This is a genomic window from Halorubrum wangae (assembly GCF_051194135.1).
GTDB lineage: Archaea > Halobacteriota > Halobacteria > Halobacteriales > Haloferacaceae > Halorubrum.
The window spans coordinates 65,176-78,935 of record NZ_JBLZNH010000001.1; the positions used below are offsets into that span (position 1 = coordinate 65,176).

Consider the following 13,760-nt stretch of genomic DNA (forward strand, 5'->3'; position numbering starts at 1 on the left):
CGCTGTCGGCGGTTTCTTCGTTGCACTGTCGGCGACGGGCGTCGCCGCTCAGAAGCTGAACAGGAAGGGAATGACGTACGCGATTAGCAGGCCGATGAGGGTGACGGCCGCGCCGATGCCGACCTCGCGGCTGCCGAACTCCTGCATCGGAGAGGTCACGCGTTCGTTCGGATCGGGCTCGTGAGAGTGGTCGTCCATACGTGCGGGTGAGTACGGGGGACACATAAGGCCATCTGAACTCACGCGGCGGCGGCCGGGTTAATCGCCGTCGCTTCCGGACTCATTCCCCGCTCCGTTCGACGGCGTCTCGGGGCGCTCGTAGACCACGCTCCCGATGACGACCTGCTCGATCGAATCTCGTCCTCCGTTACCGCTCTCTCTCGGGTGTAGCACCCGCCCGTTCGGATTCGACGAAATCGTGCGGTCGACCGTTGTTCCGCTCTCGAACACGATTCGAACGTCCAACTCTGTGAACTCGCCCGCGACCACGGCGCTGCCGTTTCGCCCGTTGAATTCGACGCCGCTCACGCGACAGTGAACCGCGTCGAACGTCCGCGTTTTCTCCACCGACGCTCGGTCGGTCTCCCCGTCGAACCGTAGGGTGAACGACGCCTCCCCGAGCCGCCCGCAGGTGACCGAGATCAACTCGCCTTCTCCCGGACTGAGCTCCAGCGAGAAGGACTCGTCGGGGCTCTCGTCACCCACGGCGACGCCCTCCACCACCTCGTTCGTCTCCTCGACGGACACGTCGAGGGAGAGATCGGCGGCGAAGCTGTTCGTGATCGCCACGACCTCGGCCGGCCGCCCGATGACCCCGGTTTCGTTTTCGACGTCGAGGCCGAGGTACGCGTCCTCGTCGTCGACGACGTTCACCGCCACGCTGCGGCCGGCCTCGGCGCTGGTGAACGCGCCGGTGCCGACGCTCATCGCACCGGAACTCGCACCGCCGAGCAACAGGATGAGGTGTCGTCGTTTCATCTATGGTGGGGGACCCGCTCTCCGTCTGTTCGACACGACGCGTTCCGACCCTAAGGTTATACGGCGCCGGAACCGTGGAAGGCACCACCTGAAACCGCGTCCCCTACGTTAGTCCGGGAGGGTCCTCGGATTCGCCGACCTTCATCTCCGCGGTGTAGTACTTGTGCGTGATCGCGGAGAAGGCGAACGCCACGACGATCGCGACCGTCCACGCCATGTCGGGCAGGAGGACGAACGGCCACGCTTCGAGCCACACCGCGCCCGTGAGCGCGACGGTGACTCCGGACAGTCCCAGGTAGTAGGTGCTCCACGGGATCTCTCTCCCCTCGACGACGTCCATGTAGAGGTCGACGTTCTGCAGTGCTGGCGTCGGCTCGATCACGCCGCGGGCCTTGTTGAACTCGACGACGCCGACGTCGTCCATCTTCGGTAGGTGAGACTGTTGAAGCGCGGTGTAGACGCGCTTGCGCTCCTTGCCCGTGATCTCGGCCGTGTCGATGTCGTTCTCCCACGCAGCGATCTGCTCGGCCATCTCACCGATCGCGACGGAGTCGTCCGCCTCGCGTTTCAGCAGATGCACCGCGAACCGCCGACGCTGGTTCGACAACACGTCGAAGAGTTCGTCTTCGGACACCTCCGTTGTCGGTTCCGATCCTTCTTCCTCTATCTGCTGTGCCAACGCCATTCTTGTCAGACACACATGAGTAGACCAACATAAACCCCGCGGTTATGATATCCAAACAAACTTTCTATTTCAGCACACTGTCTGTGTTGTGCACCTGTTGTTTTGCCGTATTACCGCCTCTAAACCCGCATTCCGGTCTTTTGGAGAGTACTACACCAATATGTAGTTCACCATTCATCAGCCATATCACATTCAAACTGCTCGTTGCCGACGACCGCTGGCAGTTCGAGGCCGACGTGAATGCGCTTCGAACGAGTCTCAGACACGGTCTGAAAGGGTTGGCCAGCGTTCGGGTCCAACCGGAAGCGACTGCTGACGCGTTCAGTCCCGCCCGGAACTGTTTCTGCAAAATCATAACGATATGGCATAGGCTCCATGGGTGATGTAGAGCGACCCAGGGTGACGCGGGGTGTCTCGCGTCGGCGGCCGCGGGTCGCGTGCGGTCAACACGAGGTCAACAACAATGACAAACCGACGCAAGTTCATCGCCGGGCTGGGCGCATTGGCTACGGGTAGTGCAGCTGCAATGGGTACGGGCGCGTTCTCGAGTGTTGAGGCGAATCGTCAGGTGTCCGTCGACACGGCAGGCGACGCGAACGCGTACCTCGGACTTTCAGGGGACGACGAGTACGTGAGCGACGACACGACCGAGGGCGAGCTGACGATCGATCTCGGTTCTCCCGACGAGCTCATTGGAGACGGGTTCAACGAGTCCGCTGTTACGACCGTTGAGGAGATTATCACGGTCACGAACCAGGGATCGGAAGGCGTTCGGGTCGACTTCGCCCCCGATGAAGAGAAATACGAGCAGGAAGCGACCGTCGTGCTCGACGACGCGACGGTGACGTTCATGCTGCCGTCCGTTCAGGCCACGTCGTACCTCTACTCCGGAAACAGCATGACCATCGACGCCGAGGTGGACACGACTGACGGTGCCGGGGGGAACGGCGAGTCGAATGCAGACCTGACCATCTACGCGCACGATCACCCGCAGTAACCACCTGCCTATCTACGTGCTCCACAGCTAGACAGTTCGTCTTTCGTTCGCCGACTACCGCTTTATCCTACTCTGACAGATCACACTTCATCCGAGACTCAGGTGAAGAGGCGGACGTACGGGTCGCTCTTTGAGCGCTCTTGTGCAACGAGTCCGACTCCTGTTCGCATCACTCTGATCTCGATCCTCGTACGCGGTGGTGATCGACGGTCCAGCAGACACCCTCCTGAATGACTGACTCCGGCTCCAGTTGATTGATGATCTGAACGGCACATACGCCTCTCTGAACGACGAGCTCGACCGAGTCGTCATCTGATACGCTGACCGTCTGTCCGTCGCTCGGCCCACCGGTCCGGTGTCTGCTTAGGCGTTAAAACCGATCTTCATTTTACACCCCATCCCGCTTCCCAACGCGATATCCCGGACAAGTTTGCTGATTATGAGCCAACTAGATGGTGGTAGAATGATCTCAGACTTGGCTTGAACGAAGCAACCCGGATTCCGGCTTCGTCGGAACGCGCTCGCCCACTCTTCACCCTCTCCTTGAGATGTTTCAGCACGCTCATTACGATAATGTGTAGTCTCTATGTCACTAACGAAGCGATTCCGCGTCGTCGCGGTCATGCTGGACGCGGGTCGTGTGCATACTGAACTATGGAACGACGCAGCCTACTCAAAACGGTCGGCGGTATCGGAGTAACAGCAAGTGCAGCCGGTGCGGGTGTTCTCGCGACGTCTGGTAGCGCAGCGGCGGCGGAGATCGGGACGTTCGACATCTCGGATTCCAGCATCACAACTGACGACGGGACCATCACGGAGTTTACCGTGTCGCCGGAAGTCAGTCTGGAGTACGACGGGATCGACACGGAGGTTCACAAGATCATCGTCCAGTTCGGCATCGTGACGCCGGAGGACGCGCCGTACAACGTGAATACGAACCTGTTCAGCAAGCGCTACCCCGTGTCCGACTACGAAGGTCTCGACAGCCACGCTGGTACGGGCACCTGGAATCTGGGTCCGTTCAACTGCCTTCCGCAGAACAACGAGCAGCTGACCACGGACTTCGACAAGGCCGACGGAGACTTCGACTATACGTGGACGTACTACGGCGCCGATCGCTTCACGGACGGCACGCAGGATGACACTCCGAAGGTGACGGACGTCGAGTTCTACATCCAGTTCGGCCTCGTGCCGGAGAGCCCGCGAGACTACGGTCAGACGGCCATCACGCCCCCCGGAGCCATCGAGGATAGCGGTACGGTTTCCGTTAGCGTGAACAACGAGCCGGTCACCACGGACACTGGTGTCTCTGGTGGCACTTCGCTCGACGGCGAGAACCAAGAGAACCAAGAGAACTGAGATGCAGCGACGAGACGTTATCAAGGCGGCGGCTTGAGTCGGTGCGGCTGGTGCTGTCGCCCTCGGGGGCGCAGCCATCTCGGTCGGAGCCGCTGCCGCGGAGATCGGGACCTTCGACATCTCCGACGCGAGTACCATCACAGACGATGGGACCGTGAACGGCGCCACCGTGGAGCCGGACGTGACGATCTCGACTCGGTGCTCGGACGCACCTGGGCCCGATGGCCCTCCACCGACAACATCGAGCGCCCTTTCGTTTCAAGATCCCCCAGAAGTGCTTCTGGTGTGTCAATACAATATGATGGGGCACTCATTAACCCAACAACACCCCGGAGTGTGAGGAGAATCAAGCGTTCATCATGATAAACGCCCATCGACCTCTCGTCTTCGCCCTTCTCCTCGTAGCCGCGGGCTCGCTGCTCTTCGCCACGGGCGCGGCGGTGGTCGACGGCCCGGCCGACATCGTTGATGAGGATCTCGCGATCCAGCCGACCGACGGCCCGAACGGGAAGTACGCCTACTTAAATGATGACGACGAGATCGCGATCGACGTCTCGGCGTCGAACCCAAACATCAAGGACCCCTCGTTTGAGGGCGTGAACGTCGGATCGACCGGCACGATAGACGGCGTGTTCACGATCACGTACACGGGCGAGCGGTACGCCCACGTGTGGATCGGCTACCCGAACGAGTCCGTCACCTTCGTCGCCGACGGCGAATCGATCGAGAGCGAGGCGAACAACGTCACGCTCGCGTCGAACGAGAGCGTCACGGTCGGCCTCGCGCTCGACACGCGGAACGCGGCCGCCGGAACCCGGCTCGGCGCCGATCAGTTCTCGATCGAGGCGAATATCTCGGATCCGGACGACGTGCGCACGATGGGCGACGAGAACGGACAGACGGGCGGCGGCCCGACCGTCACCGTCACCTCGCCGAGTGCGGACCGCCGCGCGTTCGTCGGGAGCGGGATCGGTCAGGGAGACACACTCCGATTCCGGGCGGACGGGATGCATCTCGCCGGCGCCGACGTCACGCTCGAGCGGATCGACCTCGAGAGCGTCCGGAACGAGCGCGTCGAACTGGACGCCACGGGGAGTTCGACTCCCTTCGAGAGCGCGAGCGCGCTGCAGGCGCCGACGACGCCGCGGTCGATGGCGTACCTCGCGCTCGACTACGACTTCGCGCCCGACGCGGTCGGTCAGATGACGATCCGGTTCAGCGCGGACTGGGACCACCTGAACGCGACTGGAACCGATCCCGCGGACGTGACGTTCTACCGGCAGACGGACGCGGGCGACTGGGAGGAGAAGCCGGTCGAAGTCATCGATCCCGAGGTCGTCCGGCTCATGGACCTGCCTGAGGACAGCGTCCACTTCCGCGTGACGACCGAAGAGTTCTCGACGTTCGCGGTCGCGACGCGCGCGCCCCGGTTCGACGTGACCGAGGCGACCGTCGCGCCGGAGACGATCGATCCCGGCGAGGCGGCGACCGTCCGGACGACCCTGCGGAACGGGGGCAGCGAGCCGAGCGAGCGCGTGGTCACGCTAACCGCCGACGGCCAGCCGGTCGCGAACGAGACGGTGGCGCTCGCGCCGAACGAGACGGCGACGATCGAGTTCGAGGAGAGCTTCGGGACCGAGGGCGCCTACGAGCTCGCGGTCGACGGGTCGCCGGTCGGTATCCTGATCGTCGGTGACCCAGCGGGCGACGGCGGGAGCGGGTCCGCGGAGGCGGGCGGATCCGCCGACACCGGCGAGGCGGATCCCGGGCCCACAGAGGAGCCCGGCGGTGTCGACTTCGTGAAGTTCGGCGGACTGCTCGCCGCCCTCCTCATCGTCGTGGCCGGGCTCGCCCTGTTCCGCCGGATACCCCGCCCGTGACGTGCCGCGGCGCTCGAAGGCGGTCCCCCCCCTCTCGACTACGCGACCGCCGCTCGCCGATTCTCGCGATCGAGACGCGCGCCGACAGTTCTTAATCGCTGGTCGTCGAGGTGCCGCCCGTGACGGCGTCTCCGACCGACGAGTGCGATCGTGCCGGATGCGACGGGTCGGATCTCGTCGCCAATGTCGACCGGCGGTCGGATCTCGCCCTCCGCCGGGAGTTGGTCGCAAGCGTCCGTGCGGTCGATCTCTTCGTCTTCCTCGCGGTGCCCGCGGTCCTAATCGCGGTCTTCGCGCTCCCAGAGTCGACTCGGCGGTCGCTCGCGTTCGCGTACGCGGACCCGACCGCGACGACCGCGTTCACCGCCCACTACGTCCATCTCGACGTGGGGCATCTCGCTGGCAACGTCGCGGGGTACTGTCTCCTTTCCGGCGTCGGCTACACGGTCGCGGTCCTCGGGGACTCGCGTCGGTTTTTCCTGACCGCGCTGGCGACGTTCCTCCTGGTTTTCCCGTTCGTCCTCTCGGCGCTAAATCTCGCCGTCCCGCGGGACGCGATCGGGTTCGGCTTCTCCGGGATCAACATGGCGCTCGCGGGGTTGCTCCCGCTGCTGCTCGGGACGTACGCCCGAAAGCGATTCCAGTTGGAGGGTTCGGTCCGCGCGCTGCCGGCGGTCTTCTTCGCGCTCGTCGGCTGGATCGTGTTGCTCGCGCTCCCGGTCTCGACGACCGGGATCGGGCTCGCCGGCCTCGCGATTGGAGTCGCGGGCGCGCTCCTCGCCGTCCTCTACGCGTCGAGCGCGGAGCTCCCCCTCCGCGAGAGCACGCGCGAGGGGCTTCGAGCGATCGTCTCGCGACCGGGCGAGGGCGACCTGTTCGCCGTCGGCGCAGTCCTCGTCGTCGGCTACCCCGTCGTTGGGTTCCCGGCGGATCCCACCGGCGAGGGCGGCGTCGTAAACCTCTACGTCCACCTGCTGGGCTTTTGCCTCGCCTTCATCGGTCCGTTCGCGATGCTCGCGACCGGGGCGTTCGACGAGTGAACCCGCGGCGGGACGACCGACCCCGCGACACGCGTCGCCCAATCCCCACCGCATCCTGCTCCGAACCACGGATTTATAACGTGTTGATTACATTTCATTATCGTCGTAACGCGCCGGGCCGCCACCGAACCACCGCCGCGACGTGACACAGGCGTTCGCCGCCACGGACCCACACCAATGTCCCCGAAACGCGCCCTCTCGATAACGCTGCAGATCGCGATCGTCCTCGTCGTCCTCGCGCTGATCGCCGGTCAGCTGCTCGGGCAGCCATTGCTGCTCAGCTTCGTCGAGACCGGGAGCATGCAGCCGACCCTCGATCCGGGCGACGGGTTCGTCGCGGTTCCGACGGCGCTCGCCGGCGACGTCGGCGTCGGCGACGTGGTGACGTTCGACGCGCAAGAGATCGAGGGCGGCGGCCTGACCACGCACCGGGTCGTCGAGGAGACGGAGCGAGGGTACGTCACGCGCGGCGACAACAACCCCTTTACCGATCAGGACGGCGGCGAGCCGATCGTACAGGACGCCGACATCGTCGCGGTCGCACTCTCGGTCGGCGGGAGCGTGATAGTGATCCCGCACTTGGGCACCGTCGCCATGGCGGTCCAGTCCGAAATCGCGTCGGCCCAGACGTGGCTCGCGGTTACCTTCGGGCTTCGGTCGCTCCAGGGGACGCAGGGGCTGGCGTACATCATCTTCGCGCTCTCGATGGTCGCGTACGCGGTCGACTGGTATGCGAACCGGAACTCGCATTCGCGCGGGAGTCGCGACCGTTCACGCGACGACGGGACCTCCGTGTTCGCTATCGTCGCCGTGCTCGCGCTGGTGTTGATGGCGACAGCGACCGCGGCGATGGTCGTCCCGGCCGGTACGCAGGAGTACGGGATCGTGAGCGCCGAGTTCGAGTCGGAGAACCCCACCGTCATCGAGCGCGGCACGAGCCAGGAGCTGGTGTACGTCATCCCCAACGCCGGGCTGATACCGGTGTACGCCTACGTCACTCCCGCGAGCCCAGGCGTCGAGGTCGACCCCCAGCGGCTCACGGTCGGGAGCCGCGGCGAGGCGTCGACGACGGTGACGCTCAGCGCTCCGACAGAGACCGGCTACTATCGGCTCTTCGTCGCCGAGCACCGGTACCTCGCGGTCCTCCCGCCCGGCGTGATCGACGAGTTGTACGGCGTCCATCCATGGGCGCCGCTCGTCGCGATCAACGGGTTGCTCGGCGGCGGCATCGTCGGCCTCGGGCTCGTCCTCCTGCGCGGCGAGCCCGCTCGGATACGCGCCCGCGAATCGCGTACGAAATCCCCGCTGTACCGCCGCCTCCTCCGCCAGTTATACAGGTGACCGAATGAGCTCCCCAACCCCTGACGAGACCAAACTCCGACTCCGAGCGATACTGGACGCACAGTTTGCCGTGATCGCGGCCGTCTGCCTGATCGCGGCCGCCGTCGGCGGCGGCCTCGTCTACACGACTCATGTCGACCCCGGCACCGAGGCCCGGGAGGAGACTGTCTCCTCGTTCACCGTGGAAACGGCGTACAACCACTCCGCCGAGGTGACCGAGCCAAACTCCGTGTTCCCCACCGGGACGGTCCTCGACGGTCGCAGCACGTACTTCACCCGGGTTGCCCCAGTGCTCGACGTCGACGTCGTAACGACGTACTCGGCGTCGTCAGCCTCCGACGTCGACGTACAGTTTGACTCCGTGCTCGTCATCCGCAACGTCGGCGAGGACGGCGGTCCCGTCTACTGGAGCGAGCGGCAGCGGCTGGCGACCGAGACGGTCTCAGGCGTCAGTCCCGGCGAGGCGGCGGGGGCGACGTTCGCCCTCAACAGCAGCCGGGCGGACGCGACTGCGGCCGCGATCGAAGAGGAACTCGGCGCGTCGCCGGGCGAGACGGAGATGTTCGTCGTCACCGACGTGACGTTGGAGGGCGAGATCAACGGCGAACAGACCGCCTACGCCCGGACGATCCGGATGGGCATCGACCACGGCGGCGACGCTTACTCCGTCTCGGACCCCGGTCCCCAGTCGGACACCTCGGAGCGAACTACGACCGTGACCGTCGAGCAGCACTACGGCCCGCTTCGGTCGGTCGGCGGCCCGCTGCTGCTCCTGATCGGCCTCCTGGGCGGCGGTGGATTGGCGTACGCCAGACGAGAGCACGATCTGGCGCTCACCTCCGCCGAGCGCGACTACCTCTCGTACAGCGACGATCGGTCCGAGTTCGCAGAGTGGATCACGACGTTCCGCCTCCCGGCGTCCGTCCACGAGCGCCAGGAGGCCGAGGCAGAGAGCCTCCGCGACCTCGTCGACTTCGCCATCGACAACGACACCGGTGTCGTCGAAGACCCTCGGACGGGGGCGTATCACGCCGTCGCCGGAGAGTTTGTCTACACCTACCGGCCGCCGGGAGTCGGCTCAGCAGCGGACGCGCTCGGCGACGGCGAGACGGGTGAGGGTCCCGACATGCGCGTACCCGACGACACCGAGACAGAGAACACCGATCGGGACTGACGACGCCCGTGCGCCGCCCGGCGAAAGGCGGTGAAAAGTAACGTACTTGAGTGCGCGCGGGCAACCATCGTTCGCAGTCCCGTGGTGTAGTGGCCAATCATAATGGCCTTTGGAGCCATTGACGGCGGTTCGAATCCGCCCGGGACTACTATCAAAACGGTGTGAATCCTCTTTTTTGAGGGATCTTTTGCCGAAAGCTCTACCTGGTGAGCGGTGAGTGTCGAGTCTGGTTTCGCGCGCGCCACTGGTGCCAGTGCAGTGTGATTGTGACCTAGGCGTGTTCTGTGTACGTGAATCGAGACGGTGGGTTGGAAGAGTCACATGTGACCGTGACTTACCCGGATCACAGCTGATGAACAACTACCACAGGCGCGAAATTGACAAAAAACGGAATGCCTACGTGGAGTGAGTAACCGAACTCACTGATCTTCACTCCCGTCCTCCAGAGTATCATTCAAGAGGTCAACTCCGTTCTCGGAATCGGTTCCTCTTACTGAATCCATGAGCTGATGAGCGGCGATGACCGCTGGGCTGATGACTGTGTTTGCTCCTGCACGTTCCAGTTTTCCCATGTTCTCACGGTTGGTCGCAATAGCGAATATCTGGACGTCAGGATTGAGTTGTCGAACAGTCAGTATCGTTAGTGCATCGGCGGCATCGTCGTTCGTCGCTACGATTACCGTTCGAGCTCGCTCGATACCCGCATCGAGAAGCGATCCCTCATCATCGGGCTCCGCAGTGAGAGCACTGATTCCTTGATCCGTAAGTTCACGTACTATTTCTTTGTCAGGCGAGACGACGAGAATATCGTTGCTGTCCTGAATATCGTCGAGGATCGCTCGAACAATGTCACTGTATCCGAGTATGAGGATGTGGTCGTTGAGTAGATCGAGATCTTCCTCTGTCATTCTTCCGAGTACTTTCGCAAAGCGTGCTTGGATAACGGGCCCCAAGAGTGTTCCGAGAGCGATTGCAAAGCTGGTCGTCCCGATGATGACCACAGACATGCCGAACAGCCGCGCAACTTGTGAGGTCGGTGCAACGTCGCCATATCCGACGGTACTTGCCGTGATGAGTGTGTAGTAGAACGCATCGAGAGGTGTCGAGATGTTCGTGAACTCATCTCGAAGCGCATATGCGCCGGTTGTCCCATAGATCTGTGCCCCGAGGATCGCCGCACCAGAGGCGAGTTGTGCGGTTGTCAGCTCGACTTTTCGGTCGAAGTGCTTGCGGTTGTACAGGACATTCGGCATCGCCATCACAGACAAGACAATCAGCGGCACCGAGAGTGGACTTGACTGCAGAACTCCTTGGAGTGCCGTGACAGGTAACAGGACGACCGTTGAGTACCAGGCAACGCGGAGACGGCGACGCATGCCGTAGGCACTTCCGATCATGAGAAAACCGGTCAACGTGCCGGTGAACCCAGCCGTCCGTTGGATCTCGGGCGGGATGAACTCCGCGAGTGGCCCGACGACGGATTGGGCGCTAATATTCGCTACGCCAGTCACCACAGAGAGTAACGCGATAGCAGTAGTAAGCGTTACAGTCAGACCTAACCCCAGTGCTTGCCAGCCAATCCAGCGATTCCGGAGCCGCGACAGAAATGGCGAATTCATGCGCTTGTTGAACCTCGACTGGCTTCGGTAATGACTTCGACTTCGATTCCCGTGTTGTCCTCTATGAACTGTTCAGGATTCTCCTCGATATCGAGAATTGCTTCGAGAAGCCGTTTCCATCGATCCCGACGAGATTCGCTGAGGAGGATGTAGTCCATCTCTAGTTGAATCGCCGCTTCGATGATCGCTTCTTCGACAAAAAACCCGTCTCGTACGACGTAACTCGCATTGATTCCTTTAAACGCAGATTCAACTGCCTCTCGCAACGACTGTCGGCTTATACGCCGGCCTTTCTGTACCTCGTTCAAATGGAAGAGTAGCAGCTCCGAATCGTCAAGCCCATTTATGAGATCGATACCGCGTTGGATTGCACGTTTGTTGACGTCCGTGAGCGGATATTGGACTGGGATGAGAATTTTCATGTTATCTCATTATAACTGGCTACCGCATCGAGGACAGAACCGTACTGACGAGAGCACGGGATGTAGAAATTTGATTTCGTATTTGTACCCACACTCACTACACTCGTGAATCGGAGCCTCACGAATCCAGATCGTACGGTTGGGTTCTGGTTCCTTCTTCCGGATCTTCCCCATATCGGAGAGACGTTCCAAGAGGTCTCGAATGCGCTGTTTCGGTGTATCGTATTTCGATGCGAGCTCGCCCGTAGTGTATGGTTCAAGCACCTCCATCTCGTCATGGAGATCATCCGGTGAGAGACCACTGTTATTATTTTCTCCCATCACTCGATTCGTACTGGACCTGCTCGCATAAATACACTCACGAGCAGGTGCAAGACCAGGTCCCGGTGATTTGTGGGAATCAGTCAGAGAGAATTAATCGGTTCTGCTAGAACTATCTACGGCTCACCAACAGTATAATTCCGTTCTCACCGGTGGATAATCTGACGGACCTTGTTATTATTTGGGTAGCCGACCGACAATCGGTATGGCTGTTTACAAAACGGATTTGCCGGGGGTCGGTCGCAAATTCGACCTAGAGTTATCTGACGATACGCTCGCCTCAGTCGTCGTCCACCACGATGGTCGATGCGAACTCTACCGACGTCCCAACCAAGAGGCCAGCGGTGAGAAGCTCCTCGATTTGACCGGTGAAGAGGCCAACAAGCTCGGATCGATCCTCGAAGGAGCGTACTTCGAGTCTGTCGCTGTTGACGAGTTGACGGTCCCCATAGGCGATGCCATTATTGAATGGGTTGAGATTCCCGAGGATTCACACCTCGTCGGCGAGACGCTCCGAGAGAGCGAACTAAAACCACGGACAGGGACGACCGTAATTGCCATCCAGCGTGAGAGCGAGACTATCTCGAACCCGGCAGCCGACTTCGAGTTCACTTCCGGAGACATTCTCGTCGCTATCGGCACGCGTGAGGAACACCACGAACTCACCCAAATAGTTCGGAGCAGCTCCTGACTTCCAGACTACTTGACTAAGTATCTGTCTGCCACACGTTCAACGAGGTGAGCGTTTCTCATAAGCATGGTTCCAATGACACCCGTCAGGAGAACGTACCCGACGGTAAACGCAGGGATCGTCTCTCGGAGTGCCTCTGTCGTACCTGCCGTCACGAGAAACGCTGCGATCACCAACGAGAACTCGCCACGGGGGGCGAGTGCACTTGCCATCCGTGACGCTTGTTCGACTGAGAGACCGTAGCTACGCCCGGCAAAGAACCCGCTGACGAGTTGGCCGCTCAACGTGACGACAGCTGCAACGAGGACGAACCCAGCGACAGAGACGACCACTCGCGGATCCGTCTGGAGACCGATAACGAAGAAAAACACCGCAGCGAAGAGATCTCGAGTCGGGACGAGCAGTTTTTCAATTCGCAAGACATGGCTAGTCTGTCCGAAAGCTGCCCCGACAACGAACGCGACGATTGCATCGCTGATGCCAGCGACTAGCCCAACTCCGGCCACAAGTGCTGTCGCCCCAAGTACGCCGAGCACGAATAGTTCGTTCGACTGGATGGTGAATGCTCGGTCGATCCACTCCCCGCCGTAGTAAGCGACGAGCCCGAGTACGAGGAGGGCGACCGCCGCTTGTCCAAGTGTTCGCCCGAGGGACACGACATCGGCTGCGCCGAGAATGACTGCCGACAGGACCGCAAAGACGGCAGCAGTGAGAATATCCTCGATCACGATGACACCGAGGATTGCCTCGCTTTCCGGGTTGACGATCCACTCTAGGTCGATCAGCGACTTGGCGATGATTACCGTCGAGGAATTGAATACGATTAGACCGACGAACAGCGATTCCAGCAGCGTGAAGCCGAAGAGGAGACCAACAAGGATACCCAGTGGAAAGCTGACACCGACGTCGATCGCACCGGCACGCGCGAACTGTGTTCGTTTCTGAATCAACGATGTCAGACTCAGTTCAAGCCCGACAAAGAACAACAGGAGTACGACTCCGAGGTCAGCCAGTAGCCGAATAAACGCTGGCGATTCAACGAGCGTGAACGAGAGGCCTCCGATCGACGGTGCGAACGGACCAATTAGAATCCCGACGATAATGTACGCTGGAATCACCGACTGACCGACATGGAGGGCAATCAGACCACCGACGGTAAGAACGGTCAGAAAGAGCCCGGCAGTAAGTACGAGGTTCGGAGTGACCACAGCTAAGAACAAGGTAACCCAGCCGAGATGAATTACTGTTCCGAT

Annotated in this window: 14 protein-coding genes and 1 tRNA gene; 8 read left to right on the forward strand and 7 right to left on the reverse strand. The window is 61.6% G+C overall.

Annotated elements, in window-relative coordinates:
* Positions 1 to 48 precede the first annotated feature (48 nt).
* The 3 genes from ACNS84_RS00340 to ACNS84_RS00350 all read right to left on the reverse strand — a co-directional run bounded on the left by ACNS84_RS00340 (position 49) and on the right by ACNS84_RS00350 (position 1,663).
* Positions 49 to 198: a DUF7550 family protein gene (locus ACNS84_RS00340; protein WP_435072863.1), complete on the reverse strand. Its 150-nt coding sequence runs from the start codon at positions 196 to 198 to the stop codon at positions 49 to 51.
* Between the two features lie 60 nt (positions 199 to 258).
* Positions 259 to 978, reverse strand: coding sequence for a hypothetical protein (locus ACNS84_RS00345; RefSeq protein WP_435072864.1), 720 nt, complete (start codon positions 976 to 978; stop codon positions 259 to 261).
* Between the two features lie 103 nt (positions 979 to 1,081).
* Entirely contained in the window at positions 1,082 to 1,663 is a 582-nt protein-coding gene (locus ACNS84_RS00350; RefSeq protein ID WP_435072865.1) for a DUF7344 domain-containing protein, read from the reverse strand.
* 463 nt (positions 1,664 to 2,126) lie between these two features.
* Between ACNS84_RS00350 and ACNS84_RS00355 the strand changes: the two genes are divergently transcribed.
* The 7 genes from ACNS84_RS00355 (at position 2,127) to ACNS84_RS00385 (ending at position 9,602) form a co-directional block, all read left to right on the forward strand.
* Positions 2,127 to 2,660 (forward strand): hypothetical protein, encoded by a 534-nt coding sequence (locus ACNS84_RS00355; protein WP_435072866.1) that lies wholly within the window; start codon positions 2,127 to 2,129, stop codon positions 2,658 to 2,660.
* Between the two features lie 654 nt (positions 2,661 to 3,314).
* On the forward strand, positions 3,315 to 4,019 hold the full coding sequence (locus ACNS84_RS00360; RefSeq protein WP_435072867.1) for a hypothetical protein: 705 nt from the start codon (positions 3,315 to 3,317) through the stop codon (positions 4,017 to 4,019).
* Positions 4,020 to 4,378: 359 nt separating this feature from the next.
* The gene (locus ACNS84_RS00365; RefSeq protein ID WP_435072868.1) at positions 4,379 to 5,899 is read left to right on the forward strand and encodes a CARDB domain-containing protein; all 1,521 of its coding nucleotides are present in this window, start codon (positions 4,379 to 4,381) and stop codon (positions 5,897 to 5,899) included.
* A gap of 119 nt (positions 5,900 to 6,018) precedes the next feature.
* The gene (locus ACNS84_RS00370; RefSeq protein ID WP_435072869.1) at positions 6,019 to 6,939 is read left to right on the forward strand and encodes a hypothetical protein; all 921 of its coding nucleotides are present in this window, start codon (positions 6,019 to 6,021) and stop codon (positions 6,937 to 6,939) included.
* A 177-nt stretch (positions 6,940 to 7,116) separates the two neighbouring features.
* Positions 7,117 to 8,280 (forward strand): signal peptidase I, encoded by a 1,164-nt coding sequence (locus ACNS84_RS00375; protein WP_435072870.1) that lies wholly within the window; start codon positions 7,117 to 7,119, stop codon positions 8,278 to 8,280.
* 4 nt (positions 8,281 to 8,284) lie between these two features.
* Entirely contained in the window at positions 8,285 to 9,454 is a 1,170-nt protein-coding gene (locus tag ACNS84_RS00380; protein WP_435072871.1) for a DUF5305 domain-containing protein, read from the forward strand.
* A gap of 75 nt (positions 9,455 to 9,529) precedes the next feature.
* Positions 9,530 to 9,602: transfer RNA gene (locus tag ACNS84_RS00385), tRNA-Gln, on the forward strand.
* 271 nt (positions 9,603 to 9,873) lie between these two features.
* On the opposite strand, the gene ACNS84_RS00390 is transcribed toward ACNS84_RS00385, so the two are convergent.
* The 3 genes from ACNS84_RS00390 to ACNS84_RS00400 are packed head-to-tail and all read right to left on the reverse strand — an operon-like array spanning position 9,874 to position 11,816.
* On the reverse strand, positions 9,874 to 11,073 hold the full coding sequence (locus ACNS84_RS00390) for an NAD-binding protein (protein ID WP_435072872.1): 1,200 nt from the start codon (positions 11,071 to 11,073) through the stop codon (positions 9,874 to 9,876).
* The gene (locus ACNS84_RS00395; RefSeq protein ID WP_435072873.1) at positions 11,070 to 11,495 is read right to left on the reverse strand and encodes a hypothetical protein; all 426 of its coding nucleotides are present in this window, start codon (positions 11,493 to 11,495) and stop codon (positions 11,070 to 11,072) included. The genes ACNS84_RS00390 and ACNS84_RS00395 overlap by 4 nt, the downstream gene beginning before the upstream one ends.
* A 9-nt stretch (positions 11,496 to 11,504) precedes the next feature.
* The gene (locus ACNS84_RS00400; protein ID WP_435072874.1) at positions 11,505 to 11,816 is read right to left on the reverse strand and encodes a FeoC-like transcriptional regulator; all 312 of its coding nucleotides are present in this window, start codon (positions 11,814 to 11,816) and stop codon (positions 11,505 to 11,507) included.
* Between the two features lie 205 nt (positions 11,817 to 12,021).
* On the opposite strand from ACNS84_RS00400, the gene ACNS84_RS00405 reads away from it, so the two are divergent.
* Positions 12,022 to 12,507 carry a cation:proton antiporter regulatory subunit gene (locus ACNS84_RS00405; RefSeq protein WP_435072875.1) on the forward strand — a complete coding sequence of 162 codons (486 nt, stop codon included), beginning with the start codon at positions 12,022 to 12,024 and terminating at the stop codon, positions 12,505 to 12,507.
* Between the two features lie 8 nt (positions 12,508 to 12,515).
* Here the strand turns inward: ACNS84_RS00405 and ACNS84_RS00410 are convergent, their stop codons facing one another.
* Positions 12,516 to 13,715 (reverse strand): cation:proton antiporter, encoded by a 1,200-nt coding sequence (locus ACNS84_RS00410; protein WP_435072876.1) that lies wholly within the window; start codon positions 13,713 to 13,715, stop codon positions 12,516 to 12,518.
* Positions 13,716 to 13,760: the final 45 nt, after the last annotated feature.